Source organism: Pleomorphomonas oryzae DSM 16300, from assembly GCF_000422965.1.
Taxonomy (GTDB): Bacteria; Pseudomonadota; Alphaproteobacteria; order Rhizobiales; family Pleomorphomonadaceae; genus Pleomorphomonas; species Pleomorphomonas oryzae.
This window is the reverse complement of sequence record NZ_KE383965.1, coordinates 48,126-73,629: the sequence shown is the minus strand read 5'-3', so window position 1 is coordinate 73,629 and position 25,504 is coordinate 48,126. Positions and strand designations below refer to the sequence as shown.

Genomic DNA, 25,504 nt, shown 5'->3' with positions numbered 1-25,504 from the left:
CATTCGATGATCGAATATAGGGAATTAATGACCAAGCCAAGTCATGCCAACCTGCTCCCGAAAACCAAAGGAGCTTCCCACCATGACCATGCATGTCGTCGTGCGCCAACCGGGCGGTCCCGAGTGCCTGAGAGAGGAAACGGTCGCGCTGCCGTCGCCCGGCCCGGATGAGGTTCTGCTGCGGCAGACCGCCATCGGCGTCAATTTCATCGACATCTATCAGCGCTCCGGCCTCTACCCCCTGCCCGGCGGCGTTCCCGGCGTCGAGGCGGTTGGCGTCGTCGAAGCGGTGGGGAAAGGCGTCAGCACCGTCTCGCCGGGCGACCGCGTGGTCTACGGCGGTCCGCCGGTCGGCGCCTACGCGGAGAGGCGGATACTCAAGGCCGAGCGGTTGCACCTGTTGCCGGCCGGCCTGTCCGATGACGTCGCGGCCGCCACCTTCTTCAAGGCGATGACGGCGCACATGCTCTTGACCCGCGTCTTCCCGGTGACGGCTGGCACGCGCATCCTCGTCCATGCCGCCGCCGGCGGTCTCGGGTTGATCCTGACGCGCTGGGCCAAGCTTCTCGGCGCCGAGGTGTTCGGCACGGTGGGCAGTGAAGCCAAGGCCGAGCTGGCGCGGACCGCCGGCGCCGACCACGTCATCGCCGGGCGCGGCAGCGACTTTCCCGCCTTCATCGCCGATCTCACCGGCGGCAAGGGCGTCGACTTCGCCATCGACGGCCTCGGCGGCAGCGTGCTGGAGCGGACCTTCACGGTGCTGCGCAAATTCGGCACGGTGGCCAGCATCGGCCAGGCGGCTGGCCCCATCCCCCTCATCGACGTTACCGCTCTCGGCGGCAACCGCTCCATCGCCCTCGCCCGCCCCAGCGTCATGGCCTATTCGGCGGAGGCGGACATCTATCGATCGGCAGGCCGCGCGGTACTGGACGCCATGACAAGCGGCATCACCGCCACCATCGGCCAAACCTACGCCCTGAAAGACGCCGCCACCGCCCACACCGATCTCGAAGGCGGCAAGACGGCGGGGAGCACGTTACTGCGACCGTGATGAGCTTCCACCCTCACGCCACCCACATCGCCAGCCCCACCACGTCGGCCGCCGTCAGCGCACCGGTATCCGTATCGGCGGCCCCCGTGGTCAGCGCGTAGGCGATGCCGGTGGAGAAATACTGGCCGATCAGGCCGAGGTCGATGTCGAACTCGCGCGACGGGGTCAGCGGAATGGTGACCACCGGCACGTCGGTGCCCACGGTCGGCGCGGATGACTTGTTGTAGAGCTTGAGAAAGCGGACGGTCGTCGCCGCGTTGTAGCCGTAGATCTTGTAGAGCCGGCCGGTCGATGCCTTGGCCACCGTGGCGTTCACCGAGGCGGCTGCGGAGACAAGCCGGGCCACCGTCGTCAGGGCGCCGGAACCGGCGGAGGCGAGGCCGATCGAGCTCAGCGCGCCACCGGAGAGAGCCGGCGCGATATCCTGCATCATCGCCACGGGAATGGCCCGCACGTTCATCGTGCCGGACGTGTAGGCCGTGGCGCGGATGCGGACCGCCAGCGCACCGGGAGCGTAGACCTCATAGGCATTGGCCGAGGCAAGGTTGCTGAGGCTGGTCACCGGCGAGCCGCCAGACGCCGGCAGCGCGGAGATGGCGATCCAGTTGGCAAGGCTCGGCTCGTAGGCCGCCTCGAAGCTGAGGTTGATGCCGGAGAAGGTGCCCCACCAGGCGAAGACGGCACCGTTATAGGCGCTGATCGGCACCACGACCGACTGGCCGCTGGCCGTGATCGCCCCGCTCACCGCGCCGGCCTGCGCCATGTCCTCGAACGGCAGCGACCCGCGCGCGCCCATGTAGGTTTCGGCAATGGACTGCACCATGTCTGTCTCCTGCAAGGATGGCCGGACGGCACTCGTCGAGCGCGTCCGGGACTCTATGGAGACAAACTAGGCGCGGCTGGTTTTCACCGTCGCGGCGGCACCTTTGAAGCGGCGACAACCGGCTCGCCACCACCGTCGCTTCCCGGCGCCTTCAGCCAGATACGCGGATTGTCCGTCGACTGAACGGTGAGGATCTGGACGGCCGATCTTTCCACCGGCAGTACCTCGTTGGTCAGGTTGTCGAGGACATAGAAGTGCGGCCCGAAATTGACGATCAGAACGGCGTGGAGCTGTCCGTTTGGGGCGACGCCCACGGCGACCCGCGCCCGGTCGCTGCCGAAGCCGGCGGCGATCAGGTCGTGGCGCTTGGTCATCACGTAGTCGTCGCAGTCGCCTTCCTTGGGGCCGACCAGCCAGATATCGACCCCCGGCGGCTCGGGCTGCGGGCGGATGTCCTTGTTGACCTGCCGGTTGATCCGTCGGATGTCGGCAAAGCTGAGGCTCTCGGTCTGGGCCGCGGGCTGGCACTCCGCCTGAAGCAACGTGCACATGTCATAGAAGCCCACGGGCCCCAATGTCTGAGCCGTGGCAAGCCCGGCGAGAAGAGCGAGAACAGGAGTCAAGAGACACCTCGCAGACAAGCCAGCAGAAATCTGGACTTGGTGAGTAGACTTGACGCATCGCAGCCTTCCCAACTATCGGGAAGAAAACGCATCCGGTGCACTACTTGCACAGGGGCGATGATGGTCGAGGTCCTCTCCGGGCATGTATTCCCGCGAGCGCTTCTTTGCGTCGTCCCTAATTTCCTCACTAGATCGGTTAACAAGTCGTTAAACGGCCGCCGCCGCCGTTTACCCGCTTGCGAATTTCTCTCAAAAAGGGTGTCGAGCGTGTCGCCGCTGCACTAGAGACGGCCGGATATACTACCGTTGATACAGATGATGAAGGCGCCCGCCAGCGGAAGAGGTAGCTTTCCGCGCCCCAGCGCTGCTAGGAAAGCACCCCGATCAGGAGCTCCCGATGGGCCTCGACCTCGCCACGTCCAAACTGCTCGTCCACGTCGTGCTCATCTCGTTTCGCGACGGGACACCGGCGGACATCCGCCGCCGGTTCCTGGAGCACCACCAATCCCTCGGCGCCCGCTGCGGCGGCCTCGCCGCCGGCATCGTCTACTGGCAGGTCAGCGAAAACCTCGACCAGCGCAAGGCCTGGCACGCCGTCCAATTCTCCCTGTTCCGCGACCGCGCCGCCCTCAGCCGCTTCTCTCAGCACCCGGAGCACATCAAAGCCGGCGAAGAACTCAGGGAGATCGCCGACTGGGTGGTGGGAGATCTGGAGACGATCGGTGCAGCAGGGGTACGGGGGTGAACAGGGAGACACCGGCGGAGGCAACCGGAGCCCTATATCGGCCCCTCGCTCCATCCTGCCTGAGATCCTCTGCCTTCGCAGAGGAAGACAACATGATAGAGGCGCACGCCGACAAGCTTTTGTCTCGAATATATAATTCTGTCTTCCTCTGCGAAGGCAGAGGACCTCGGGACGAGAGGGCACCGCGGCTCATATGGGGCTCACACGAAGAACCAGCTGACGATGATATGCCATCGCAGACCAGGCCGAAGATGCGCCCCGTCAGGTCACACCGCGGCGGCCGAAGGGCACCTTCTCGCGCGGATAGTGGCGCTCTTCAAAGGACTGCTGGCGCGGCTTGGGCACGATCGGAGAGGCAGAACGTTTCTTGTGAAGAAAGCCCAAGCTCACCCTCGGCAGCGACAACCCGGGAATGATGAAGGGAAGGATCTCCTGGCCGTCGGTCGGCGTGAACAGCAGCACCAGGGTAGAGAGAATGCCGAGGATGGTTGAAACGATGGTGTGCATTCCGGTGCCATCTGCCAAGGTGGGGACGGCATAGGCAACAGCAAAGTCGACCAGATTGATCGCAACGAATGCTGGCATGACGACGCCGGGCTTCCAACCGATGTCGCGAATCCGAACGGCCTGAAGGCTGAACTCCGCCCAAAGAAAACATACGAATGGTATCGCGACGAGCGAGTAACAGGCGACAGGAGACTTGTTGAGAAATGGACTGAAAGCGAACACCGGTGTCAGGACGACCAATGCCATGAAAAAGATCGCCGGAACGAAGATATAGCTCCAAAGGAAATATTGGAGACGCCCCATTCGTCCGTAGAAGAGAAACAAGTATCCGAGCATGCCGAGCTCCCCACAACCTCCAGGAGAATGCTGCCCAATCCTTTCAGGTTGATGAAGCGAGCTGTGACAATTTGAAGGACTTGTCTGGCATCCCGAGCCGGCCTCCGAAGACTTGGATAGGGCGCCCTATAACAGCCTTGCGCCTCTTGCTGCCTGAGGTCCTGCGCCTGAAGCGCAGGATGACAACTTGATGGATACGGGCGCGCGGCTAACCGATTGTTTTATATAATTCACCCTGTCATCCTGCGCTTCAGGCGCAGGACCTCGGGAAGGTAGAGCGAGCGGGGGATATCGGTCTCCAACTCCCCCTAGGGTTCAGACTCATCACGCGCCATTGCCGGCACGGCCTACATGAACAGTCCTGACTGGATACCTTTCAGGTCAGGTGGATTGGTCTGCCTTTGAAGTATGAGGGTTTTGGATGCCTCCCAACCTTTGCAGCCGGTAATCGTAAGTTGATCAGAAGATAGAGTGGCCTTGCATCGATCGGCTTTGAATGCAAAAGGCCATCCGTCGACTCGCTCCTTCTTAGTCAGCACAAGACGTCCAGCTTTGTAGGAAAAATTACCTTGAGTACCCAGAAACTCAAAGCCACCAAAATGCTCCGTGACGATTGTTCCGTCTTTATTGAAACAAAGCATATCACCCTCAGACGCCTCAGTTATGTGCTGCGGTGAATATTCTGGATCGACCGGTGCCAGATGAATATTATCCCAGCATCCATATATGCCTTCTCCGGCGTGAGCATTTCCATATAATGCAATGGCAAAAACAAATGCGATGATAGATCTCGTTCGAAAAGCGATCATAACTGCCCCATTGTTATGGCTGCGACTACGCTGGCGGAATGTTCCTATCCGGCAGCATAGCCAATAACATACGGTTGCGGCGATGTGGATGGCCAGAAAGTAGGTTGCAAGGCGGTCGCAACGGGTTGCGATGCGCATGAAGTCCTTGAGGCGGCAGTATGCGTTCGATGGCGTTCTGGTCGCGGTATTGATAGGGCGAGAAGCAGCTCTTCCAGATGCGATTTATGTGCCTGGAGCCTCACGCCCCCCGGCGCATGCGCTCCTGCCCGCGCGTGCTTTGCCGCGCCATCAACTCGTACCCCAGATCGACCACCGGCTGCGGCACATCCTTGCCGGCGACGCGGGCCAGCACCATCTCCACCGCTCGCCGGCCCATCTCCTGGCGGAAGGTGCGCACGCTGGTGACCGGCGGGTTGGCGACCGCCATCATCTCCAGGTCGTTGAAGCCGCAGAGGCCGATGTCGTCGGGCACGGCGATGCGCCGCCGCTGGCATTCGAACAGCACGCCGAGCGCCAGGTCGTCGTTGTTGCAGAAGATCGCATCGACCGCCTGGGTGCGTGCCAACAGGTCGCTGAGTAGCTGGCAGCCCAGCTCCACCGTCGAGGCGCGCGGCGTGGTGATCAGCAGCCCCTCGTCGAACAGTCCGGCCTCCTTCACCGCCCTGAGATAGCCCTCGAGACGCCGCTGGGTGCGCGGATCCATGCGGGCGCCGAAGAAGGCGATGCGCCGGTAGCCATTGGCGATGAGATGCCGCGTCGCGTCATAGGCGGCGTCGCAATGGGAGAAGCCGACCATCATGTCGACAGGCGCCGGCCCCATCTCCATGATCTGCACCACCGGACAGCGGGCCTGCGTCAGCAGCGTCCTCGACGTCTCCGACTGGTCGATGCCGGACACGATCAGCCCGGCCGGACGCTGGCTGAGAAACACCCGGAGCAGCCGTTCCTCCTCCAGCACCGAATAGCGCGTGTTGCCGAACTGGACGCTGAAGGGCGAGCCCTCGACGCCGCTGTAGATGCCGCGCAGCACGTCGGCGAACACGCTGTTGGTCACCGAGGGAATGAGCACGCCGATGACGTCGGTGCGGTCGGAGGCCAGCGCCCGGGCCACCGGGTCCGGCACATAGCCGAGCTCGGCCACCACCTCCTCGATCCGCTGCCTGAGCTTGGGCGATACCATCTCGGGTTTGCGCAGCGCCCGTGACACGGTGATAGCGCTTACATTTGCGACTCGCCCAACGTCGGCAAGCGTCACTTTCCCAGCGGACCTGTCACTCTTCATACCGGAGGCCTCCCCGGGCGGGGAGTATATCGCAGTTCGTCGCATTGACAAATGACAGCGCTAACATTTGTATGGCGAGTAACAGACACGGTTGGGGAGGACGACCGATGGCTGCATCCGTTGCCATTCAAGCCGACTATATTCTCGTCATGGGCGTCTGCGGCGCCGGCAAGTCGACGGTCGCCGCGATGCTGGCGGCCGCGACCGGCGGCCGGTTGATCGAGGCCGACGACCACCACCCGGCCGGCAACATCCGCGCCATGTCCGAGGGACGGCCGCTCACCGACGAGCAGCGCTGGCCCTGGCTCACCGCCGTCGCCGAGGCGGCCGTCGAGGCGCGGCGTGAGGCGGATGGCCCGGTGGTCATCGCCTGCTCCGCCCTGAAACGGCGCTATCGCGACCGGCTGCGCGAGCGGCTCGGCCCCATCGCGATTCTCCACCTCGCCGGCCCCGCCGCGCTTCTCACGCAGCGCCTCGAGGCCCGCCGCTCGCACTTCATGCCGCCGGCCCTGCTCGACAGCCAGCTGGCTGCGCTGGAACCACCCGGCGCCGACGAGGAGGCCCTGACGTTTTCGGTGGAGCTGAGCCCAGACGACATCGTCGCCACCGCCGTGCTCGCCCTCGGCGAGGCCAGCGAGCCCGTGCCGGCCGACGCCTCACATTCCTCAGAACCCGCCAGAGCCGAGACGCCCTGACCGCAGAAAATCGGAGAAAGCCCATGGATAGGGTCAAGACGGTCCTCGAGAGGATCCTCGAATACACCATGGCGGCGCTCTTGGCCGTCATGGTGGTCATGGTGTTCGGCAACGTGGTGCTGCGCTACGCCTTCGGCAGCGGCATCGCCTCGGCCGAGGAAATCTCCCGCCTGATGTTCGTCTGGCTGGTGTTCCTCGGGGCGATCCTGGCGCTCCGCCAGCACAAGCACCTGGGCCTCGAACTGGTGCAGGCGCGGCTGCCGGTGCCGGTTCGCCGGGTCTGCGCGGTTCTCAGCCACCTCCTGATCCTCTATGCGCTCTGGCTGTTCCTCTCCGGCAGCTGGACGCAGACCAAGATTGGCCTCTCCACCTATTCCACCGTGCTGCGCTTCCCGATGGCCTTCTTCGCCTCAGCTGGCGTCTTCTCGGCCATCGTCATGATCGGCCTCACGCTGATCAACCTCTACCGCATCGTCACCGGCTCGCCCGGCGGCCACATGCCCGGCGACCCCAACCCCGATCACATCCTGGACGACGTAGGCCGGCCGGAGGTGCCTGAGGTCGAGCGCACCGCCCTGGGCGACCTTCCCGGCGCCGCCAAGCCCAGCCTCGGGGAGATCTGACATGACGCTCACCGTCTTCCTCGGTTCGCTGTTCGGCCTGATGGCCCTCGGCATGCCCATTGCCTTCGCCCTGATGCTGACGGGCGTGGCGCTGATGTTCTATCTCGACTTCTTCGACGCCCAGCTCGTTGCCCAGAACATGCTGTCGGGCGCCGACAATTTCCCCCTGATGGCCGTGCCCTTCTTCATCCTGGCCGGCGAGATCATGAACGCCGGCGGCATCTCCCGGCGCATCATCAACCTCGCCGTCACCCTGGTCGGCCACATCCGCGGCGGCCTCGGCTATGTGGCCATCGGCGCCGCCGTGCTGCTCGCCAGCCTGTCCGGCTCGGCCATCGCCGACACCGCCGCCCTCGGCACGCTGTTGATCCCGATGATGCGCGACAACGGCTATCCCGTGCCGCGCTCGGCCGGCCTGGTCGCCGCCGGCGGCATCATCGGCCCGATCATTCCGCCGAGCATGCCGTTCATCATCTTCGGCGTCACCACCAACGTGTCGATCACCGGCCTGTTCATGGCTGGCATCGTCCCTGGCCTCCTCATGGGGCTGGCGCTGGTCTTTACTTGGAAGTGGGCCGTCGGCGGCATGGATGTGGTGGCCCAGCCCAAGCGCACCGGCCGGGAACGCCTCACCGCCCTGCGCGAGGGCCTGTGGGCGCTGTTCCTGCCCGTCATCATCATCGGCGGCCTGCGCGGCGGCCTGTTCACACCCACCGAGGCAGCGGTCGTCGCCGCTGTCTACGCCCTCTTCGTCACGCTGTTCGTCTACCGCGAGATCGGCGTGGCCGAGGTGGTCGAGGTGTTCGTCCAGGCGGCGCGCACCACCGCCACCGTCATGTTCCTGGTCGCCGCCGCGCTGGTGTCGGCCTACATGATCACGCTCTCCGACCTCACCTCGCAGCTCACCGACCTCCTGCAGCCGGTGATGCACGAGCCGCGCCTCCTGATGGCGATGATCTGCCTGCTGCTGCTCGCCGTCGGCACCGTCATGGACCTGACGCCGACCATCCTGGTGCTCGGCCCGGTGCTGATGCCGATCGCCACCACCGCCGGCATCGACCCGCTCTACTTCGGCGTCATGTTCGTACTGATCGGCACGCTCGGCCTGATCCACCCGCCGGTCTGCACGGTGCTGAACACCGTGTCGGCCATCGCGCGGATCTCGCTGGAGCGCGCCACCGTCGGCATCTGGCCGTTCCTGCTCGTCTACCTCGTGCTGTTTGTCCTGATGATCATCTTCCCCGAGATCATCACGGTGCCGTCGCACCTGTTCCATCCATAACCAAAAGGGAAAAGGGAGAAGACCATGAAACTCGCATTCGCCTCCACCGTCGCCGCCGCGCTTCTGGCGGCCGGCGTCACCGCCTCCGCCGCGGCGGACGTCAGCGCCCGCATCATCCGCTTCGGCTTCGGCCTGCCGGAAGCCAGTAACCAGGGCCGCGCCGCCAAGTTCCTCGCCGAGGAAGTCGGCCGCCTCTCCGACGGCAAGCTGAAGATGCGCACCTTCGGCGACGCCAAGCTCGGCTCCGACGTGCAGATGCAGAACGCGCTGATCGGCGGCGCGCAGGAGATGATGGTCGGCTCGACCGCCACGCTGGTCGGCATCGTCAAGGACTTCGGCGTCTACGACCTGCCCTTCCTGTTCGCCGACAACAAGCAGGCCGACGCCGTGCTCGACGGCCCCTTCGGTCGCAAGCTGATGGACAAGCTGGAAGCGCAGGGCCTCGTCGGTCTGGTCTACTGGGAGAACGGCTTCCGCAACCTGACCAACAGCAAGCACCCCGTCACCAAGATGGAGGACTTCGCCGGCATCAAGCTCCGGGTGATGCAGAACCCCGTCTACATCGACATGTTCAACTCGTTCGGCGCCAACGCCGTGCCGCTGCCCTATTCCGAACTGTTCTCGGCCATGGAGACCGGCGCCGTCGACGGCCAGGAGAACCCGGTCACCACCATCGAGTCGGCCAAGTTCTACGAGGTGCAGAAGTATCTCACCATCACGCGCCACGTTTACAGCCCGTGGATCGTGCTGGCCAGCAAGTCCTGGTGGGACCAGCTCTCCGACGACGAACACAAGATCCTGCTTGAGGCAGCCGTTGCCTCGCGCGACTTCGAGCGCAAGGATAGCCGCGAAGCCTCGCTGAAGAGCATCGATGCCCTGAAGAGCCACGGTATGCAGGTCACCGAACTGTCGCCCGAGGAACTCGCCCGCCTCAAGGAAAAAGCCAAGCCCGCCGCCGACAAGTTCGCCGCCGACGGCGGCGCCGAAGTCCTGAAAGATCTTCAGGCCGCCATCGCAGAGGTGAAGTAAGCACAGACGCCAGAGCCACGGTCAGCCCAGCGCGGCCGTGGCTCTCTATGAAGCTGCAAGATAGCGCCCGCGAAACCCCGCGCCGGCGCTATCTTATTGATTCCTTTATAAATCTGTCATCCTTGCGAAAGCGAGGATCTCAGGACGAGAAGGCGCAGTGGCCCATATCACGCACCCGCTCAATTGGATCGCACATAGAGGGCGCCCCATACCACCCCCTCGCCCCATTCTGTCTGAGGTCCCTGCCTTCGCAGGGATGACAGCTTGATATAGGGGGAGAAGCGGTTACCCGCCCGCAAGGTCCCCTTGCGGTAGCATTCGGCGCCCACGCGGAACAGCAACCTATGTGAGGGCGCACCCCGCTATCCGATTGTTCCCTAAATATAAATCTGTCATCCCCGCGAAGGCGGGGACCTCAGGACGAGAAGACGCGGCGGCCCATATCAGGGCTCCCATCCGGCAGTCCCAGCATCCCGCCAGCCTTCACGGGCGCCCTATACGCCCCGCCGCCCCCGCGCTGCTCGTCCACGTCTGGGGACGGTGAGGCGGCAGGCCCACATCAAGCTCGGGCGGGCTGAAGCTCGCCTGGCTGTCGGGTGAGATCATCCGGCAGCCTCGGCCACAGCGCTGGCAGCGGGCCGGCCGGCAGCCGGATGAAAAGAGAGGCTCTGCCGGCGGGGTCATGCCGCAAGGCTCAGGCTGGAGCGCAGCGCCTGGAACTCCGCCTCGCTCAGCGACGGGCGGATGGCGAACTCGACCACGGCGGCGAACACCTCCCGCGGCATGCCCTGGAGCATGCCACCGACCATCATGGTGCGCTGCTCCGGGTTCATGGCCGGCAGCATCATGCGGGTGAATGCCATGTTTTCTTCCGGCGGCAGGGCGCTGACGATGCGCATCTCCATGGCGTGCAGTTCCGCATCGGAAAAGGTCTGCCAGAGCACCGGGCCGATCACCGTTTCCTCTTCATGCATGTGGGCGAAATCGTCGGCGATATAGGCGGCGAAGGCCAGGTAGAGCGCGCGGCCGGCTTCAGTGCGGCGCGCGGCGGCTGCCGTCTCCACATCGGCGATCCGGGCTTCGAGAGCCTCGAAGGCGGCGCGGTGATCGTCGTGCTGCTCGTCGACCCCGTCGGTGGAGATGCCGCGGCTCCGCAGCGCGGCATGGATCTCGGTGTCCTCGTGCTTGACGTGGGCAGCCGCCATGGACAGCAGCCGGCGGAGGTCGCCGAGCAGCTTGTCCGTCGTGGTGACATCCTCGAAGTCGTTGCTGCCCAGGCGGGCCAGCAGCAGGCACTGCGCCCGGCGAAGACCTTTGTGGATATTGCCGTAGATGTCGTAGCGCCCGTTGAGCGCGGGGATAGTCTGCAAAAGGTCGGCGTGCGTCATGATGATCCCCCAGGGGTTATGTCAAAGCCGCGCCGTTCATCGGTGCGGTGACGAGGAGATACCTTCGCCCCCTCAGCCGGGCTTCCTAAAAGCTTGCTAAGCGGCGCCTCACCTTCCTAAATATTTCCTATCGCTCCGACGCGTGGATCGGACGAGGGCCGTCGTGTTACAAGACGTACGGTTCCCCGGACCTGACCGGAGCTTGTCCCATGCTCGAGGAAGATGTCGCCGCCTTCATCTCCGACACCGTCATGATGATCGCCGCCACACGCGACGATGCGATGCGCGCTCACATCGGCCGCGGCTGCGGCGCTTCTTTCGACCCTGAAGTCGGCGACGTCGCCCTCCTGGCCTCCTCGACGCAGTGGCCCGACTTCACCGCCAATGCCAGAAGCGGCGCCCCGATCGCCCTCACCGTGTGCCGGCCGGACAATTACCAGTCGCTGCAGATCAAGGGACAGATCGCCGGCGTCACCCTGGCGACGGACGATCAGGCAGAGCGCGCCCAGCGCTACATCGACAGCATGCTGGCCGTCATGGCCCCGCTCGGCATCAGCCGGCTGCAGCTCTCGACCGTGTTCTCGAACGCCGATCTGGTGGCCATTCGCTTCTGGCCGGCCGATCTGTTCATCCAGACGCCGGGGCCGGAGGCCGGCGAGCGGCTGCGGAGAGAGGCATGACACCGCTCGAAACCATTCGCGACAGCTTCGAGGGCATCATGCCCTCGGTCATTGCCACCACCGACGCCGCGGGCATGCCGAACGTATCCTACCTGTCGCACGTCTATTACGTCGACAGTCAGCACGTGGCGCTGTCGAACCAGTTCTTCTCCAAGACGGCCGCCAACGTGCGGCTGCACGGGCGGGCGACCGTGGTCGTCATCGACGGGCGCACCAGCCTCCAGCACGTGCTCGACCTCGTCTTCGAAAGCTCCTCCCAGTCCGGCCCGATCTTCGACCGGGTGTCGGCCCAGCTCGACGTCATGGCCGGCCTGCAGGGCAAGTCGCATATGCTGAAGCTGCGCGCCGTCGACATATACCGGGTGGAGGATTGCCGGCGCATCGACCCCGTCGCGCCGCTGGAAGAGCTGCCGCCCAAGCCGGTCGCCAACCGCGATCTTCTGGCAGAGGCGGCGGCGGCCACCGCCGAGCTCTCGGCGATCACCGACGCCGAAACGCTGCTCGACCGCAGTCTGGAAATCCTCGACGAGCGCTGCGGCTTCCGCCATTCCATGATCCTGATCGCCGACGATGAGGGCCGCAAGCTCCAGACGGTGGCGAGCCGCGGCTACCCGCATTTCGGCTTCGGCGCGGAAATCGCCTTTGGCGACGGCATCATCGGCGTCGCCGCCGAGCGCCGCCTCACGCTGCGCATCGCCGACATGCGCCGCGGCCAGCGCTATGTGTCGGCCGTCGCCCTGGCCACCGGCCTCTACAGCGCCGACATTCCGCTGCCATCCATCGCCGAGCCGCAATGCCAGATCGCCGTGCCGCTCATGGCCGGCGGCCGGCTCTCCGGCGTGATCTTCGCGGAATCGGAGGAGAGCTTCGCCTTCTCCTATGCCGATGAGGCGGCGCTTGAGATCATCGCCCGCCAGATCGCGGCAAGTCTGGCGATCTTCGAACTGACGGATGCCGCAAGCGACGTCGCCACCCGCGGCACGTCCGCCGCCGGCGCCAAGGAGGCCAAACGCGCCTTCGGCTTCCAGTTCTTCCCGCGCGACGGCGGCATCTTCATCGACAACGACTATGTCATCCGCGGCGTGCCGGGGCGCCTGCTCTACCACTTCGTGCGCTGCTACGCCGACACCGGCCGATGCGAATTCTCCAACCGCGAAATCCGCCGCGACCGTGCCTTCAACCTCCCCGACTTCAAGGACAACTTGGAGACCCGCCTGATCCTCTTGCGCCGCCGCCTCGAAGAACGCGGCGGCCCCATCCGCATCGAGCGCCCGGATCGGGGACAAATTCGACTGGTGATCGAGGGCGTGCCGGAGATCAGGGTGGTGGAGGAGTAGGCGTCCAGGTCCCGAACCGATCTTCCTTGGCTGGATCGGCTATGAAGAGGCGCCCTATATCGGCCCCTCGTCCCATCCTGCCCGAGGTCCTCGCTTTCGCAAGGATGACAGATTTATATAAATGAAAACAAACGGATAGGTCGATCGTCCAGCTAGCCCCCCTATCTATCAAGCTGTCATCCTTGCGAAAGCGAGGACCTCAGGACGAGAAGATGCTGCGGCCGATATCGGTCTCCCGATCAACCTTAGGAAGCCGAAGCCCGCCCGTTCACTCCGCGGCCTTCCCCACCCCATACCGCTCCGCCGGCTTGGCATCGAACACCGACTGCAGCACCTTGCCGGACAGCGCTACATAATCCTCGAGCAACCCCGCATCCTGCAGCGACGGCGCCGTCGCCGTTTCCCCAAGGTCCAGCCCCGCCAGCGCCGCGTCGACGCAATCCTCCGTCGTCATGACGATGCCCTCGGGCAAGGCCTCCAGCTCGGCGCCGGCCACGTCCCAGCCCTCGGAAACCACCGCGCCCGGCAGCACCAGCTGCACCCGGACGGCCGTTCCCTCCACCTCGTTCTGCAGGCTCTGGGTGAACAGGAAGATATAGGCCTTGGTCGCCCCGTAGACCGGAATGTTGGGATAGGGGCTGAAGCCGGCGCCGGAGCCGACGTTGACGAGAGTGCCGGCGTTGCGGCCCTTGAAGGCGATGAGCGCCGCCTTCGACAGCACCGTCAGCGCCGTGATGTTGAGGGCGATCATGCTGCGGACGGTGTCATCCGGCGTCTCGGTCAGCGGCTTCATCGTTGAAAAGCCGGCGTTGTTGACGAGCAGCGACACCGAGGCATCGCTCGAAAGGCGCGTCGCCACCGCCGCGACGCCGCTTTCGGTGGAAAGGTCGGCCACCAGCGCCTCGGCCTTCACCGAGAACCGCGCGCCAAGGTCGCCGGCGATCTCCCTGAGGCGATCCTGCCGGCGAGCGACCAGGATCACGTCATAGCCGCGCGACGCCAGCCGCTCGGCGTAGACCTTGCCGATGCCGGAGGAGGCACCGGTGACGATGGCCGTGCCGGGCCGGGTGGTTTGGGACTGTACCAAGGGATGCTCCTATACCTGATGACGAAAGGGAGCTTTACAGGTATACGACATGTACTAGGTGTCAATTACGCACCTCTCATATCCTAGGTATCCCCGAGGAGACCCAATGGCCTACACCGAGGAACAAGTCCTTGAGACGCTGCCGGGCGTGCGGCCGGTGCTCGAACAGATCGCCCACAAATGGGCAATCCTGATCCTCACCTTCCTCTGCGATAAGCCCCAGCGCTTCAACGCCCTGAAGCGCCGCCTCGACGGCATCACCCAGAAGGCACTGACGGAATCGCTCCGCCGACTCGAGCGCAACGGCCTGGTCGAGCGCACGGTCACCGTCAGCTCGCCGATCGCGGTGGAATACTCCATCACCCCGCTCGGCCGCACCCTGCAGGACCCGTTCACCGCGCTTTACGACTGGGGAGTGGAGCACCAGGGGGATTTGAGGGATGCGCAGGAGCGGTTTGATGGGAGAGAGACGAGGTAGGTGGGGGTGTTTGAACCGGCCATACACAAAACAAGAGATTCTAGGAAGCAATCGCCTCCGTTTCGAGGATCAGTGTCAATACACCGCCAGTAAGCGCTTCGACAGCCACATCCATGTACACGGGAACGAGGCCAGCAGATGCGAAAGCACGCTTGGCGTTCGCAGCGGAACCATCGGGTATACAAGCGGTGAAAGTGTTCCCAGTGAAACCGGTAACCGGCGTATCATTTAGGATTTGCTTCACGCCAGAACCTCCGAGCGAAAAAGCAACCTTACCGGCACCAGTTCCAGAGGTCGGCGCGGCGTTAGTGAAGACCAGCGCCCGCGTTACCATCACACTGTTGGGTATATAGCCGATCAGCTTCGAGCCAACTGCGGTCCCCGCCATTGCCACCACAAAGGTTGCACGGTTCTCGTCGATCTGAGCTTTAGTTAGCGTCCTCCGTCGCAAGCCATTCACCGTTATATTGTTAATCTGCAAGCTCTGATAGTGTGCGGCCTGAGCATAAAGAGAGGCAGATGAATTGAAGTTCACAGGCTTGATGACACTCGGATCTGGACCGTTCATGTGCACACCATCAATTTCTGCATCGCGGAACCAGCCGGCGGTTGCCGAATAGATATTTATTCCTTGGATGCTGGTATGCGTGGTGTCGCTGTCGGCAAATACCCGGTTGTCTTTGATCGAGATTCCCCCGCACGACCCCGCCTCTAAACTATCCGACTGAATGTAAATACTACATGCAGACGTCAGAGAGCTTTTTGGTGACCAATTGATACGGTTCCGCTGAATCGACAGGTTGTTCACCTTGCCCGTCGACAAGACGGCAGTGGCAGTTGCGCCAGAGCCGCCACCGCCGGAGATTGTCACCGTCGGGATCGACGTAAAACCTGTGTTGCTACTGTCGACGATAATTCCGATGACAGCCCCATCCTTGATTGTCGCCTGGGCGGTCGCTGTGCCTCCGCCGCCACTGATCACAACTGTCGGGGTCGACGTATAGCCGCCTCCTCCGCTAGTTACCAAGATTGTACTTAAGGTTTTAGGATTGGCGGTCACTCGGATAGGCAGAAGATTGCCCGTCGTCGCCAATAGGTGGTCGATCGTATTATCATGTATTTGGACATTTGAGACACTGCCAGCGAGTAACGTTATGGCCTCGGCCCCACCATTGTTATAGATATGGTTGCCGGAGACTCTGGCGTCGTATGGATCATTGTATAGCTTGATGCTATCTTTCCCCATGCCATCGATGAGATTGTTTATAATGTCAAATTCACCGCCCGCGAATACGATGATGCCGCTTTCGCTATAGTTGTTCCTGGCTACAATAACGTTGTTCGAGATAAGTCCATTCTTTTGCATCGGCCCATAATTATTCAGTGTACCCTTTACCGCAATGCAGGCGCTATTCTTTGTCCCATCAATAACGGTGTTTGATGAGATGTTATAGTTCTGAGCCTTGCAGTATATCGCTTCGCAATTGGTCCCATCGGTAGCATCCATCCCGCGAATCAGGTTCCCGGTGACGACCGCTGAAATAGCCGACACCTGGATCGCGTTCGTCGTGTTAAAGTTTCCGAGCGCTGCCGCGTTGCCCATGCCGTCGACAATATTTCCGATAATATTTACGGCGCCGACCAAGGACTGAGATACTATACTGTTATTGTTGTCTGTATCACCAAAGGAAATCCCGAAAGTCTGCCAGAGAGGGTTGTCCGAAGTCCAGATCGTGGCGTCACGTCCAACATTCTTCATGACGTTATTGCAGGCTAGGCCGCCTTGCGGAAGCGCCCCATGAAGCATGAACCCACCAGAATTTTCAACCTCGTTGTTGTCGAGAATAGCCCGCCCAACGGAAGATAAAGGAAAGTCCGTTACGTCGGCCTGCCGATAGAAATATGATCTATTCCACTTTGCTTTGCATTTTACTATACGGACTGCGTCGACAGATACATCCGAATAGCCGACGTTATCGAATTCCTGAAAAGCTAAGCCTTCCAAATCGAGTATCCCACCCGTCAGTTTTACGAAATGCGTGCCGATAACCTTCGGGCCAACCAATGTTGTTACGCCAGCCCCGTCGCCGCGCATGAAAACGAATGTCGAAAGGCGGGTTGCCCAAGTTGAGAGTTTATAAGTCCCAGGTGGGACATGCAGGGCCGTTTGGGACCCCTCACAGACTGCCAATGCGGCGACAAACGCACTCGTATCGTCATGCACCCCGTCGCCTAAAGCACCGAAGTCTTTTACTGAGATTTGATCGCCCATGGTGTAGCTCCCTCACATAAACAGAGCCTGCGAAGGCTCGTTCTCGCTCGATTGGCTTGGGTACGGAAGGCGCCAATATCGGCCTCTCGACTCTGCCAGACCTAGGGTTTCTACGGAGACAAAGGACCTCAGGACGAGAAGGCGCGGCGGCTCCTATCCGGCTCCCATAAAAACTCAGGCGGGCCGAAGCCCGCCTGCTCATTCGCTGATATTTCCGGGAATCCAATCCGGCGGGGGGCCGCCGAGGGCTTCGGTGAGGCCGTTGCCTTTGGGAGACTCCGGTGCGCTTGTTGCCTTCGGCTTCCTGCCGCGTTTGCGGGCTTCCGGCTTGGCGTCGGCCGGTGGCGGCGTTTCGGCCTCCGGCTCGGGTTCGTCGGAAGCAGCGACACTTGCGCTGCCCGCCGCCTCCACCCACGACGGCTTCATCTTCATCAGCGCGTCGGGAAGGTCGAAGACCTCCCCGGCGTCGCGGATCTTGCCGCCGAAGTAGCCCTTGCGGACGGCGGTGACGCGCATCAGAGGGCCACGCCGTTCGACTGCACGCCGGCGACGATGCCGGCAGTGATCTTGCCGGTGGTCGGCGCCGTGCCGGTGACGGTGTACTTGAGGCGGCCGTACTGCATGGTGATGCCGCGCGGCAGGTCGTCGCGGGCGATCTGCATGCCGGCCTTGAGCTGGGCCAGCGTGCAGGTGGCGAGCGGGATCACCTTGTCGGGCGTGAAGGTGGCGCTGGTGTCGAGCTCGAGGTCGATCTGCAGCGACGTCAGGTTGTTGAAGTCTTCCACCACCTGCACCAGCAGGGCCACTTCGCTGCCCTTGCCGGCGTCGAAGGTCTTGATGGCCGGCGAGATCGGGCCGAAGTCGATAGTGTTGGTGGAGGCAACCGTCGCGGTAACAGGCTGAGCGTCCGAAAACAGCGCCTGAGTGTCCAGGATCATGGGAATGTCCCTTTGGAAAGAGTGAGCGCCCGCAAGAAAGGGCACCTTGAAATTCGCTGGGGTGAGGCAGATGGCGACGGCTTCGAGAACCGGAGCGGAGCGGACTTCCTGTCCGTGAGCACCGGAAGCGCAGAAGACTAAGCTAGCTGTCCACCCCAGTAGGATTTCAACCGGCGAAGGCAGGGAGGGCAGCCTCGGTGTTCAGCAGCGCATCCGTCTCGCGGATCGGAATGCCGCGATAGGTAAGCACTTCCTTGCCTTCCATGTTGTCGCGCTTGAGGCCGGGGGCGTTGTAGTTGTAGCTACCGGCGTTGCTGACCAGCGACCGGTCGGACGACTGGGCGTCCAGCACTTCCAGCACGTCGCGGTTCATGTAGATGGCGATGCGGCTGGAGGTGGCGTTGAGCCGGCGCGACTGCAGGCGATAGTAGGCCTCGCGCAGCAGCTTCCAGATGTCCACCGAGCCCGACAGCATGTCGCTCACATCGATGTTGGCGATGCGGGCGTTGTAGCGCCAGTCCTTCACGAACATGCCGACATGCCAGGAGAACAGCGTCGACTTGACGTAGAACTTGTTGCCGGCGGCATCGAGCGTCACTTCCTCGCCCTTGTCCGACACCTGAACGCCGGTGGGAATGCCCTCGGGCGTCAGCAGCGACGTCGCGTGGTCGCCCCAGGTGACGAACCAGATGGAGGTGTTGTCGGCGCCGCGGCCGCCACCGTCGATCACCTGTCCGGCGGCGACGTTGGGCTTGGTGGCGTTGGGGCCGTCGTAATAGGCGTTGTAGCGGGCGGCGAGGCCCTTGAACTTCTCCGGCGTGGTGGCGACGTCGTGATAGAAGATGCCGGTCGCCATCTCCTGGTTCATCGCTTCCAGGAACGGCGCGCTGTCGACGAGCCGCTGCTTGGCGGCGTCTTTGGCGAGCGCCAGAAGGCGTACGTCGATCTCCGAGCGCGCTTCCAGGAAGCCGGTGGTGTCGTCCACCTGCTGCACGGTGGCCTTCGACTGCGGCACGCCCTTGTAGAGGCGGCCCCAGGCGACGGAGGGCAGACCGGTGCGGATCATATGGCGGTGGGTGGCCTGCTGGTTGCAGACGGTCACCATCGCGTCGTCCAGCACCGGATTCTGCTGCGACAGGATTTCGAGAACCGTGCCCTCGGCGCTCTGCTTCTGCGCGTCGATCAGGTTCGGGTAGTAGGTGCCAACGGTGGCCATGTGTCATTTACCCCTTGGGCTTGTCGCTCGGAAACAGCAGGTGGGCGGCTTCTTGACTGCGCCCTGCCCCAGCCCCGCCGCTCTCCGGTCGGTCTTCAGCGATCGCGTTACCGACGCGCGCCATGAACCGGATAACTTCGGGGTGGTTTCCGCCGCCACTTTCGGTGAGGAAGGCACGCAGCCCCGGCGTGCCGAAGCGGGCAAGCGCGCCCTGCGCGGTGGCCACCGAAGTGTCCCAGCGGCCGCCGCCGATCTCGCTGTCCTTCTTGGCGCTGTTCACCCAGCCGGTCTGGATATCCGCCCATTCGCGGCTGCCATTGGCGGCTTCGCTCTGGCGGTGGGCGGCGAGAGCCCCGGCCAGCGCCTGCGCCTGGCCGCGCGTCAGGCCGATGTCTTTCAAGACAGGCGACATCGCCTCGGCCAGCTTCTGGTCGATCGCCATGCCCTCGGGCAGGCTGAAGTCATAGCGGCCGTCTTCCGGCACCTCGTCGGCAAGGTCGGCCGCATCCGTCTCCGGCGCGTCGCCCTCGGCGCCTTCAGGCGGCGAACCCGCGTCGTCAGCCGGCGCCTCGCTCGGGAACATCAGGCTCTCAGGCGGTACTCCGCCGACAGGCGCCGCCCCACCTTCCGGGGCGCCGCCGCCCATGCCGTCGCCTTCGGGCGCGAACACCGCCGCACCATACATCCATCGCTCAAGCATATTGATCGTCCCCATCCTCGGTTGCGCCGTCCTTGCGAGCGGCCCGTTCCAATTCCTTCGCCTCGCCGCGTTCCAACAGCAGGCGCGGGTAGAGCCGCGCGTCCACCAGGTCGAGCTTCTGCAGAATCTCCAGGCCTAGGGATTGCCGGCCCAGGCGATAGCGCTCGGCCGCCTCGCTGCCGGCATCGAAGGCGTTGGCGTAGAGCCCGGCCCGTCCCAAAAGCCAGAACACCACCCGCTTGCCCTCGGCCTTGTCCATCAGCAGGCGGAAGGCATCGCGCAGATCCGCCTCCTCCTGCGCGGCGCGTTTCACCGCCTCGGCATCGCGCGCCTCGCGCGCTTCGAACTCATCGAGCATCAGCTAGATATCCTATTGATTTTACGCGATTTATTCACGCGATCCGGTGTCCAAGCCGCTCGGAGGAGCTCTATATTACCCGCTCGCCCCATCCTGCCTGAGGTCCCCGCCTTCGCGGGGATGACAGCTTGATGGTTACGGGCGCCCATCCATCCGGCAGCTTGATAGTGACCGACGCCACCTATCCGCTTGCTCCCAAATATCAATTTCCTGTCATCCCCGCGAAGGCGGGGACCTCAGGAAGGTAGAGCGGGCGGCCCATATCAGCCCCCCTAAGCCCCACCGATCCCCAGCTGGGCCATCAGCTGCTGCGCGGCGGCTGGATCGATGCCCGCGTCCTTGCCGGCCTTCACCGCGCTGGCCCCGGCGGAAATCGCCGGCGCCACCGTCTTGGCCATCTGGGCCATCTGCGCCTGCTGCTGCTGTTGCGCCCGCGCCTGCCGCGCTTCCTGCACCTTGTCGTCGGGCACCACGATGGCCGCCGGCGCGCCGATCATGTCGGCGTAGACGTCGATCGACTGGTCGGCGTCGAGCTTGTCGAGCACCTCCGGCTTCATCGCCGCCCACTGGCCGGCAAACGACACCAGCCGCTCCACCGCGCCGGTCGCCACCGCCTTCTGCGCCTGGGCCAGCGTCGAGATGTATTCCACCGCCAGCCGCTGGTTCTGGATCTCGCGCGGCGGCGGTGGGAACAGGTTGCGCTTCAGGCCGATCTCGAAGGCCCGGTCGACGCAGGGCTCCAGCTGGTTGTTGTAGATGTTCTCCAGCACCGGCCCGAGCGCCAGCAGCTTCTCTTCCTTGCGCTCGGCGATCTCGAACTGGTTGCGCGGCTGGATGCCTTCCATGTTGCTGAGCATCAGGAACAGGTCGGCATAGAAGCCGGAATTGATGCGCTGCCGTGTCTCGTTGATGTCCTGCAACAGCGGCCCGATCTGTGGGCTCGCCTCCATCACCGGCCTGAGGCCCTTCCCCGTCGGATCGTCGACGAAGGTGATGGCGCCCGGCAGCAGCGACGTCGGGTTGCCGTTGAGGCTGGTCGGCCCTTGCAGCGGCGGCCGCGCCAATTTCGCGATCACCTCCAGCTTGTCGCGCACCATGGCCTGCAGCGATTTCACGTCGCCGATCGAATCCATGCCGGGCGACTGCGCGTAGGCATCATCGCCGCAGATCAGCCACGGCGGGCAGATGATCGGATTGCTGTCGAAGCCGCTTTCTTCCAGCAGGCCGTCGCCACTCGATCCGGCGCCGCCCTGGTGCTCCCAGTAGTTGGAAAGGAAGGGCTTGTTGCGCTTGTCGATCTTCTGCGGGTCGCGGCTATGCCGCGGCTCGATGGCGTGCCAGATGTCGAAGGTCTGGTCGTAGCGGCCGGCGTCATAGGCCGAGCGGATCGAGGTGGAGAGGGTCTCGAGGCCGAAGCGCCGCACGATCTTCTCCACCGACCAGCGGAGCATGCGGTAGAGCGTCGTCGCCCGGCCCTCGGCGTCCCGGGCGATCCAGAAGCGGCCGTGCAAGAGCTGGATCATGTGCAGCGGATCATCGCCGCCCTCGATCAATATGCCGCAGGATTGGCCGAACAGGCCGATGTCGCCATAGCCCTCGTGGAAGGCGGGGTAGACGTTGGAGCGCTGGAACATCCGCCGCTCGATGTTCTCCACCTCGTCCACCCACAGCTTCACCGGCCCCCATTCGCGAAGCTCCGGATCGGTGGTGGCAAAGCGGAACCACGGCCGCGCCGGAGAGGTGAGGCCCGAGTGCATGCCCGAGGCGAGCGTCCGCCAGGCAAAAGTGCCGGACGGATCGAGAATGCGCTTCCTCGAGATCGCCCGCTCGTCGGTGGCCTCGAGGCGCAGCCGGTGCGGTGCGATGAAATCGGCGAGGCCCGTCCATGTGGATTCCCACGGCTGGCGAACCCGCTTCAGCTCCTCGGCCCGGCGGCGGTGATACTGGACCTGCGTTTCGTTATTGCGCTTTTCCATCACACCCCCAGGACGGTTCTCTGGGTGGCGGCATCCTGCAGCACGCCGTTGGCGCTGGTCAGAATGGTGGAGGCGCCGGCCCGGAGCTTGTCGGTGGCGCGGCGGGCCGCCGAGGTCTGCACGGCGCCGTTGTCCGGCTCCTGCGACTGGGCGGACGTCTTGTATTGCTCAACCTTGGGGGTCGATCTCGAAAGGCACATGCTCAAAGCCCCACGTGTGGATCGTATCTCCTAGGGAATAAGGCGGGTGAGGTTTCCACGCTGCGGTTGGCGGGGTTCGGGCGACCGCCAGGAATTTGCAAAACTGCAAATGCAAACGTCAATCTTGCAAACCATTATATCGGAATGTATATAATCCTCATGAAAGACGTGGTGTTTGAGAAGACCTCGCTCGACGATCTTCGCGCATTTCCCGAGGAGGCGCGAAGAGACGCAGGGCGGCAGCTCGACAGGGTGCAACGCGGCAAAGAGCCATTTGACTCCAAGCCGATGACCTCGATCGGCAGCGGCGTCAGGGAGATACGCATTACCGACGCCGCCGGGCAGTTTCGCGTGATCTACATCGCGAAATTTGAGGATGCGATCTACGTTCTGCATTGCTTCCAGAAGAAGACGCAGAAGACGAGCCTGCCTGATTTGAGATTAGCGACGGATCGCTACAACGACTTGGTACGGAGACTGCGCAAATGACCAGTCAGAGATTTGCAAGCGTCTGGGACGCGATCGAGGACACGCCCGCCGAAGCCGAGAACATGAAGCTGCGTTCCGCGCTCATGGATGCGATCGAAGATGCGATCAAGGCGAAGGGGTGGACCCAGGCCGAAGCCGCCAAGCAGCTCGGCGTCACGCAGCCGCGTGTCTCCGCGCTGATGCGGGGCAAGATCAGCATGTTCAGCCTCGACAGCCTGATCAACATGCTGACCGCGCTTGGCCTCAAGGTAGATATCCAGATCCGCGTAGCGGCTTGAATTTTCAGATACGAGTATTCAGGCGTGATCGCGGGAGCCTGATCCATGACTGAGAAGAAATGGCCGAGCTTCGTCACCAAGGATCTCGGCGACAGCCCTGCGGACGACGCGGAGATGACGCGTCGCTGGCAGGTCTACGATCGCGAGATGAAAGCCCTGATCGCCGCTGGTGGCGTCCATCAGGACGACGACGGTTGGTGGGTGCACACGGCGACTGGCGAGCTTATCGGCCCGGACCCGGACATCGAACGCCCCATGACCTCCGAGGAACTCGCGAAGGCCGTTCCGCTAGCTATGACTCTTCCTGAACTGGCGGAGCACCTCAAGCGTGGACGCGGGCGCCCGCAAACCAATAGCACCAAGGAGGCGAACACCCCGCACCTCGGGTGATCGTGACCAATGTCCAAAACGCGTATCATGTACATCGAAGACAAGTCGGCAGGGTTGAACGGCCCCGCCAGGATCGGCCGCGTTACATTCTCGAAAACGGGCAGATCCGTCAGCTATGGCGGAAGAACGTTTCTGAGGTCGACGCAGGGGTTCAAAGCGAACTACGTCGACATTGATAACGGCGAGCGGTTCTGGATTTCCGGACCAAGACAGGACGGCAAAGACAGGCTCTACCCGAGCAGCTCCCAGCCCATTGAAATCGATGAGGATGTTGCAGAGGAATATTGGCGCGACATCAGGAAGACCAATCCGCCGGGTTGAGACCACTCACAGCCCCGCGTGCGGATCGTACCGCTCCTCCGCGCCTCGCCTCGCCCCTCCGCCCTGCCCCGCCCCGCGCTTCACCACCGGCTCGGCAAACGTCAGCGCCAGCGCGTCCGCCCTGTTGGGCGACGGAATGCCGCGCGCCTTCATGTCGGCCTTGCTTTCGAGCTGGATCTTGCCGTCGAGGCGCGGCACGGTTTCCGGGCCGATCAGGTCGGCTGAGAGCATGCGGTCGTCGGGGTCGATGGCGCCGCCGTCCTTCAGCCAGCGCTTGACGGTGCCCCACATCTCCGCCCGCTTGTTGAGATAGCCGGGGTCGATGGGCTTGCCGGCGAACCACACCAGCCGCCAGTTGCGCCCCATCGTCCGCCCGGCCGAGACGATGCCCGTGCCATAGCCGGCGTCGACGAACACGGCGTCGGCCCCCTCGTCGTCCTCCAGGCGGGCAATCAGGCCCGCCACCTCCACGTCGTTGTCGTTCCTCGGCAGGCTGGCGAGGCTCTTCACCGTCAGCCCCTGGCGCAGCACGATCTCCACCGTGTCGGCGCCGGTCCAGGCCGGGTCGACGCCGATGATCTTCGGCGCGAAGCGATATTGCTCGGGCCGGAGATGCCGCGCCCGCGCCGCCTCCACGTCGGCCTCGCTGATGAACTGCATCGGCGATTGGCTGGGGAATTCGCCGCGCACGCGATAGCGCGCCACGTCGCTGTCCTCGCCGCCGGCATCGTCGACGATCGATTGCAGATAGGCCTTGTTGGTGCCCTCCACCGAGCGGCTGTCGATGTGGCGCGTCTGCCAGCGGTGGCGGTATTTGCGGAAGCAGTCGCGGAAGCGGCCGGCGTTGCGCGTCGGGTTGCCGAAGGCCACCCAGAGGATCACAGTATTCTCGTCGGTCAGCGCGCCCTCGGCCACCTCCCACACCTTGTCGGCGATGGCCGATGCCTCGTCGAACAGCAACAGGATGATGCGGCCCTGGTTGTGCAGGCCGGCGAAGGCCTCGGTGTTCTCGGCCGACCAGGTGACGAAATCGAGCCGCCAGCTCTCGCCCCGCTTGGGGTCGCGGCTGCGGATCGATTGCGCCTGCATGTCGAACCAATGCGCCGTCACCGAGCGGCGGAACCACAGCCCCACCTCCGGCGCCGTCTTGGTCTGCATCTGCGGCCGCGTGTTGGCGGTGATGACGATGCGGCAATCCGCCCAGCACGACATCGCCCAGTTACTGAGCATCCCCATCTCGGCCGACTTGCCGATGCCATGACCGGAGGCGACGGCGATCCTGAGCGGCGTGAAGCGCTTCTCCGGATCCGCCAGATGATCGCGGATCTGCCGGTTGATGTCGCGCTGCCACTGCCGCGGGCCGGGGTGCGCGGTGAGATCCCCCTCGCCCCAATCCCACGCGGCCAGCGACCACCTGTCAGGATCGAGCCGGCAGGCGGCCGCCAAGCGGATGATCTCCTCGTTGGGGTCGGGCCGGGTGGTCATGGATGAGCGCTCCGGTGCCCGCGCGCAATTGCGACGCGACCACCTAACCCATTCTCATAACTATCAAAACTGTCTTCCTCGGCGCAGGCCGAGGATCTCAGGACGA

General features: G+C 63.7%; 28 protein-coding genes and 1 pseudogene. 13 read left to right on the top strand and 16 right to left on the bottom strand.

Annotation, left to right across the window (positions count from 1 at the left end):
• Nucleotides 1–82 precede the first annotated feature (82 nt).
• Nucleotides 83–1,051 carry a quinone oxidoreductase family protein gene (locus tag G522_RS0124480; RefSeq protein ID WP_026793264.1) on the top strand — a complete coding sequence of 323 codons (969 nt, stop codon included), beginning with the start codon at nucleotides 83–85 and terminating at the stop codon, nucleotides 1,049–1,051.
• Nucleotides 1,052–1,064: 13 nt separating this feature from the next.
• Here G522_RS0124480 and G522_RS0124475 read toward each other — a convergent pair whose 3' ends face one another.
• Both G522_RS0124475 and G522_RS28650 read right to left on the bottom strand, forming a co-directional pair.
• The gene (locus G522_RS0124475; protein ID WP_026793263.1) at nucleotides 1,065–1,874 is read right to left on the bottom strand and encodes a hypothetical protein; all 810 of its coding nucleotides are present in this window, start codon (nucleotides 1,872–1,874) and stop codon (nucleotides 1,065–1,067) included.
• An 83-nt stretch (nucleotides 1,875–1,957) separates the two neighbouring features.
• Nucleotides 1,958–2,497, bottom strand: a complete 540-nt coding sequence (locus G522_RS28650; RefSeq protein WP_156887054.1) for a transglutaminase-like cysteine peptidase — start codon at nucleotides 2,495–2,497, stop codon at nucleotides 1,958–1,960.
• Between the two features lie 397 nt (nucleotides 2,498–2,894).
• Here G522_RS28650 and G522_RS28645 point away from each other — a divergent pair, with 397 nt between their 5' ends.
• Complete coding sequence (locus G522_RS28645; protein ID WP_036840889.1) at nucleotides 2,895–3,242, top strand: Dabb family protein; 348 nt, start codon at nucleotides 2,895–2,897, stop codon at nucleotides 3,240–3,242.
• Between the two features lie 261 nt (nucleotides 3,243–3,503).
• Here the strand turns inward: G522_RS28645 and G522_RS0124460 are convergent, their stop codons facing one another.
• From G522_RS0124460 to gntR, 3 genes and pseudogenes are all read right to left on the bottom strand, one after another.
• On the bottom strand, nucleotides 3,504–4,085 hold the full coding sequence (locus G522_RS0124460) for a DUF805 domain-containing protein (protein WP_156887053.1): 582 nt from the start codon (nucleotides 4,083–4,085) through the stop codon (nucleotides 3,504–3,506).
• Nucleotides 4,086–4,951: 866 nt separating this feature from the next.
• Nucleotides 4,952–5,117: pseudogene (locus G522_RS30225) on the bottom strand (IS5/IS1182 family transposase); the annotation flags it as partial.
• A gap of 15 nt (nucleotides 5,118–5,132) precedes the next feature.
• Nucleotides 5,133–6,176 carry an HTH-type transcriptional regulator GntR gene (gntR, locus tag G522_RS0124455; RefSeq protein WP_026793261.1) on the bottom strand — a complete coding sequence of 348 codons (1,044 nt, stop codon included), beginning with the start codon at nucleotides 6,174–6,176 and terminating at the stop codon, nucleotides 5,133–5,135.
• A 107-nt stretch (nucleotides 6,177–6,283) separates the two neighbouring features.
• On the opposite strand from gntR, the gene G522_RS0124450 reads away from it, so the two are divergent.
• The 4 genes from G522_RS0124450 to G522_RS0124435 are packed head-to-tail and all read left to right on the top strand — an operon-like array spanning nucleotide 6,284 to nucleotide 9,805.
• The gene (locus G522_RS0124450; protein WP_036840886.1) at nucleotides 6,284–6,871 is read left to right on the top strand and encodes a gluconokinase; all 588 of its coding nucleotides are present in this window, start codon (nucleotides 6,284–6,286) and stop codon (nucleotides 6,869–6,871) included.
• 23 nt (nucleotides 6,872–6,894) lie between these two features.
• A complete protein-coding gene (locus G522_RS28640) occupies nucleotides 6,895–7,494 on the top strand; it encodes a TRAP transporter small permease (RefSeq protein WP_084633390.1) in 600 nt (199 codons plus the stop codon).
• A 1-nt stretch (nucleotide 7,495) separates the two neighbouring features.
• Entirely contained in the window at nucleotides 7,496–8,776 is a 1,281-nt protein-coding gene (locus G522_RS0124440) for a TRAP transporter large permease subunit (RefSeq protein ID WP_026793259.1), read from the top strand.
• 24 nt (nucleotides 8,777–8,800) lie between these two features.
• Nucleotides 8,801–9,805: a TRAP transporter substrate-binding protein gene (locus G522_RS0124435; RefSeq protein ID WP_026793258.1), complete on the top strand. Its 1,005-nt coding sequence runs from the start codon at nucleotides 8,801–8,803 to the stop codon at nucleotides 9,803–9,805.
• 680 nt (nucleotides 9,806–10,485) lie between these two features.
• On the opposite strand, the gene G522_RS0124430 is transcribed toward G522_RS0124435, so the two are convergent.
• Nucleotides 10,486–11,193 (bottom strand): hemerythrin domain-containing protein, encoded by a 708-nt coding sequence (locus G522_RS0124430; RefSeq protein WP_026793257.1) that lies wholly within the window; start codon nucleotides 11,191–11,193, stop codon nucleotides 10,486–10,488.
• A gap of 209 nt (nucleotides 11,194–11,402) precedes the next feature.
• Here G522_RS0124430 and G522_RS0124425 point away from each other — a divergent pair, with 209 nt between their 5' ends.
• Nucleotides 11,403–11,873: a hypothetical protein gene (locus G522_RS0124425; RefSeq protein WP_026793256.1), complete on the top strand. Its 471-nt coding sequence runs from the start codon at nucleotides 11,403–11,405 to the stop codon at nucleotides 11,871–11,873.
• Nucleotides 11,870–13,210, top strand: a complete 1,341-nt coding sequence (locus G522_RS0124420) for a GAF domain-containing protein (RefSeq protein ID WP_026793255.1) — start codon at nucleotides 11,870–11,872, stop codon at nucleotides 13,208–13,210. The genes G522_RS0124425 and G522_RS0124420 overlap by 4 nt, the downstream gene beginning before the upstream one ends.
• A 268-nt stretch (nucleotides 13,211–13,478) precedes the next feature.
• On the opposite strand, the gene G522_RS0124415 is transcribed toward G522_RS0124420, so the two are convergent.
• Nucleotides 13,479–14,297, bottom strand: coding sequence for an SDR family NAD(P)-dependent oxidoreductase (locus G522_RS0124415; protein ID WP_026793254.1), 819 nt, complete (start codon nucleotides 14,295–14,297; stop codon nucleotides 13,479–13,481).
• A 106-nt stretch (nucleotides 14,298–14,403) separates the two neighbouring features.
• Between G522_RS0124415 and G522_RS0124410 the strand changes: the two genes are divergently transcribed.
• Nucleotides 14,404–14,775 (top strand): winged helix-turn-helix transcriptional regulator, encoded by a 372-nt coding sequence (locus G522_RS0124410; RefSeq protein ID WP_051229229.1) that lies wholly within the window; start codon nucleotides 14,404–14,406, stop codon nucleotides 14,773–14,775.
• Between the two features lie 40 nt (nucleotides 14,776–14,815).
• Here the strand turns inward: G522_RS0124410 and G522_RS29355 are convergent, their stop codons facing one another.
• From G522_RS29355 to G522_RS28625, 8 genes are all read right to left on the bottom strand, one after another.
• Complete coding sequence (locus tag G522_RS29355; RefSeq protein WP_051229227.1) at nucleotides 14,816–17,047, bottom strand: glycosyl hydrolase family 28-related protein; 2,232 nt, start codon at nucleotides 17,045–17,047, stop codon at nucleotides 14,816–14,818.
• A 198-nt stretch (nucleotides 17,048–17,245) separates the two neighbouring features.
• Complete coding sequence (locus G522_RS0124400; RefSeq protein ID WP_026793252.1) at nucleotides 17,246–17,563, bottom strand: hypothetical protein; 318 nt, start codon at nucleotides 17,561–17,563, stop codon at nucleotides 17,246–17,248.
• Nucleotides 17,563–17,985 carry a Bbp16 family capsid cement protein gene (locus G522_RS0124395; RefSeq protein ID WP_026793251.1) on the bottom strand — a complete coding sequence of 141 codons (423 nt, stop codon included), beginning with the start codon at nucleotides 17,983–17,985 and terminating at the stop codon, nucleotides 17,563–17,565. The genes G522_RS0124400 and G522_RS0124395 overlap by 1 nt, the downstream gene beginning before the upstream one ends.
• 166 nt (nucleotides 17,986–18,151) lie before the next feature.
• Nucleotides 18,152–19,201, bottom strand: coding sequence for a major capsid protein (locus G522_RS0124390; protein ID WP_026793250.1), 1,050 nt, complete (start codon nucleotides 19,199–19,201; stop codon nucleotides 18,152–18,154).
• A gap of 7 nt (nucleotides 19,202–19,208) precedes the next feature.
• The gene (locus tag G522_RS28630) at nucleotides 19,209–19,901 is read right to left on the bottom strand and encodes a hypothetical protein (RefSeq protein ID WP_156887052.1); all 693 of its coding nucleotides are present in this window, start codon (nucleotides 19,899–19,901) and stop codon (nucleotides 19,209–19,211) included.
• Entirely contained in the window at nucleotides 19,894–20,259 is a 366-nt protein-coding gene (locus tag G522_RS0124380) for a Bbp19 family protein (protein WP_026793249.1), read from the bottom strand. The genes G522_RS28630 and G522_RS0124380 overlap by 8 nt, the downstream gene beginning before the upstream one ends.
• A gap of 272 nt (nucleotides 20,260–20,531) precedes the next feature.
• Complete coding sequence (locus G522_RS0124375) at nucleotides 20,532–22,235, bottom strand: portal protein (RefSeq protein ID WP_026793248.1); 1,704 nt, start codon at nucleotides 22,233–22,235, stop codon at nucleotides 20,532–20,534.
• Nucleotides 22,235–22,435, bottom strand: a complete 201-nt coding sequence (locus G522_RS28625; protein WP_036840878.1) for a hypothetical protein — start codon at nucleotides 22,433–22,435, stop codon at nucleotides 22,235–22,237. The genes G522_RS0124375 and G522_RS28625 overlap by 1 nt, the downstream gene beginning before the upstream one ends.
• A 159-nt stretch (nucleotides 22,436–22,594) precedes the next feature.
• Between G522_RS28625 and G522_RS0124365 the strand changes: the two genes are divergently transcribed.
• The 4 genes from G522_RS0124365 to G522_RS0124350 are packed head-to-tail and all read left to right on the top strand — an operon-like array spanning nucleotide 22,595 to nucleotide 23,913.
• On the top strand, nucleotides 22,595–22,924 hold the full coding sequence (locus tag G522_RS0124365; protein ID WP_210162979.1) for a type II toxin-antitoxin system RelE/ParE family toxin: 330 nt from the start codon (nucleotides 22,595–22,597) through the stop codon (nucleotides 22,922–22,924).
• Entirely contained in the window at nucleotides 22,921–23,202 is a 282-nt protein-coding gene (locus G522_RS0124360) for a helix-turn-helix domain-containing protein (RefSeq protein ID WP_026793246.1), read from the top strand. The genes G522_RS0124365 and G522_RS0124360 overlap by 4 nt, the downstream gene beginning before the upstream one ends.
• A 45-nt stretch (nucleotides 23,203–23,247) precedes the next feature.
• Nucleotides 23,248–23,592, top strand: a complete 345-nt coding sequence (locus tag G522_RS28620; RefSeq protein ID WP_245586732.1) for a hypothetical protein — start codon at nucleotides 23,248–23,250, stop codon at nucleotides 23,590–23,592.
• A gap of 27 nt (nucleotides 23,593–23,619) precedes the next feature.
• Nucleotides 23,620–23,913, top strand: coding sequence for a 1-deoxy-D-xylulose-5-phosphate synthase (locus tag G522_RS0124350; RefSeq protein WP_245586731.1), 294 nt, complete (start codon nucleotides 23,620–23,622; stop codon nucleotides 23,911–23,913).
• 6 nt (nucleotides 23,914–23,919) lie between these two features.
• Here the strand turns inward: G522_RS0124350 and G522_RS0124345 are convergent, their stop codons facing one another.
• The gene (locus G522_RS0124345; RefSeq protein ID WP_026793244.1) at nucleotides 23,920–25,398 is read right to left on the bottom strand and encodes a hypothetical protein; all 1,479 of its coding nucleotides are present in this window, start codon (nucleotides 25,396–25,398) and stop codon (nucleotides 23,920–23,922) included.
• Nucleotides 25,399–25,504: the final 106 nt, after the last annotated feature.

Coding starts and splice junctions, on each gene's coding strand:
- G522_RS0124480 (WP_026793264.1), top strand. CDS start 83: ATGACCATGCATGTCGTCGTGCGCCAACCGGGCGGTCCCGAGTGCCTG.
- G522_RS0124375 (WP_026793248.1), bottom strand. CDS start 22,235: ATGGAAAAGCGCAATAACGAAACGCAGGTCCAGTATCACCGCCGCCGG.
- G522_RS0124365 (WP_210162979.1), top strand. CDS start 22,595: ATGAAAGACGTGGTGTTTGAGAAGACCTCGCTCGACGATCTTCGCGCA.
- gntR (WP_026793261.1), bottom strand. CDS start 6,176: ATGAAGAGTGACAGGTCCGCTGGGAAAGTGACGCTTGCCGACGTTGGG.
- G522_RS28630 (WP_156887052.1), bottom strand. CDS start 19,901: ATGCTTGAGCGATGGATGTATGGTGCGGCGGTGTTCGCGCCCGAAGGC.
- G522_RS0124475 (WP_026793263.1), bottom strand. CDS start 1,874: ATGGTGCAGTCCATTGCCGAAACCTACATGGGCGCGCGCGGGTCGCTG.
- G522_RS0124435 (WP_026793258.1), top strand. CDS start 8,801: ATGAAACTCGCATTCGCCTCCACCGTCGCCGCCGCGCTTCTGGCGGCC.
- G522_RS28640 (WP_084633390.1), top strand. CDS start 6,895: ATGGATAGGGTCAAGACGGTCCTCGAGAGGATCCTCGAATACACCATG.
- G522_RS0124450 (WP_036840886.1), top strand. CDS start 6,284: ATGGCTGCATCCGTTGCCATTCAAGCCGACTATATTCTCGTCATGGGC.
- G522_RS0124395 (WP_026793251.1), bottom strand. CDS start 17,985: ATGATCCTGGACACTCAGGCGCTGTTTTCGGACGCTCAGCCTGTTACC.
- G522_RS0124425 (WP_026793256.1), top strand. CDS start 11,403: ATGCTCGAGGAAGATGTCGCCGCCTTCATCTCCGACACCGTCATGATG.
- G522_RS0124380 (WP_026793249.1), bottom strand. CDS start 20,259: ATGCTCGATGAGTTCGAAGCGCGCGAGGCGCGCGATGCCGAGGCGGTG.
- G522_RS0124350 (WP_245586731.1), top strand. CDS start 23,620: ATGTACATCGAAGACAAGTCGGCAGGGTTGAACGGCCCCGCCAGGATC.
- G522_RS28645 (WP_036840889.1), top strand. CDS start 2,895: ATGGGCCTCGACCTCGCCACGTCCAAACTGCTCGTCCACGTCGTGCTC.
- G522_RS0124430 (WP_026793257.1), bottom strand. CDS start 11,193: ATGACGCACGCCGACCTTTTGCAGACTATCCCCGCGCTCAACGGGCGC.
- G522_RS0124460 (WP_156887053.1), bottom strand. CDS start 4,085: ATGCTCGGATACTTGTTTCTCTTCTACGGACGAATGGGGCGTCTCCAA.
- G522_RS28625 (WP_036840878.1), bottom strand. CDS start 22,435: ATGTGCCTTTCGAGATCGACCCCCAAGGTTGAGCAATACAAGACGTCC.
- G522_RS28620 (WP_245586732.1), top strand. CDS start 23,248: ATGACTGAGAAGAAATGGCCGAGCTTCGTCACCAAGGATCTCGGCGAC.
- G522_RS0124400 (WP_026793252.1), bottom strand. CDS start 17,563: ATGCGCGTCACCGCCGTCCGCAAGGGCTACTTCGGCGGCAAGATCCGC.
- G522_RS0124440 (WP_026793259.1), top strand. CDS start 7,496: ATGACGCTCACCGTCTTCCTCGGTTCGCTGTTCGGCCTGATGGCCCTC.
- G522_RS0124360 (WP_026793246.1), top strand. CDS start 22,921: ATGACCAGTCAGAGATTTGCAAGCGTCTGGGACGCGATCGAGGACACG.
- G522_RS0124390 (WP_026793250.1), bottom strand. CDS start 19,201: ATGGCCACCGTTGGCACCTACTACCCGAACCTGATCGACGCGCAGAAG.
- G522_RS0124410 (WP_051229229.1), top strand. CDS start 14,404: ATGGCCTACACCGAGGAACAAGTCCTTGAGACGCTGCCGGGCGTGCGG.
- G522_RS0124345 (WP_026793244.1), bottom strand. CDS start 25,398: ATGACCACCCGGCCCGACCCCAACGAGGAGATCATCCGCTTGGCGGCC.
- G522_RS0124420 (WP_026793255.1), top strand. CDS start 11,870: ATGACACCGCTCGAAACCATTCGCGACAGCTTCGAGGGCATCATGCCC.
- G522_RS29355 (WP_051229227.1), bottom strand. CDS start 17,047: ATGGGCGATCAAATCTCAGTAAAAGACTTCGGTGCTTTAGGCGACGGG.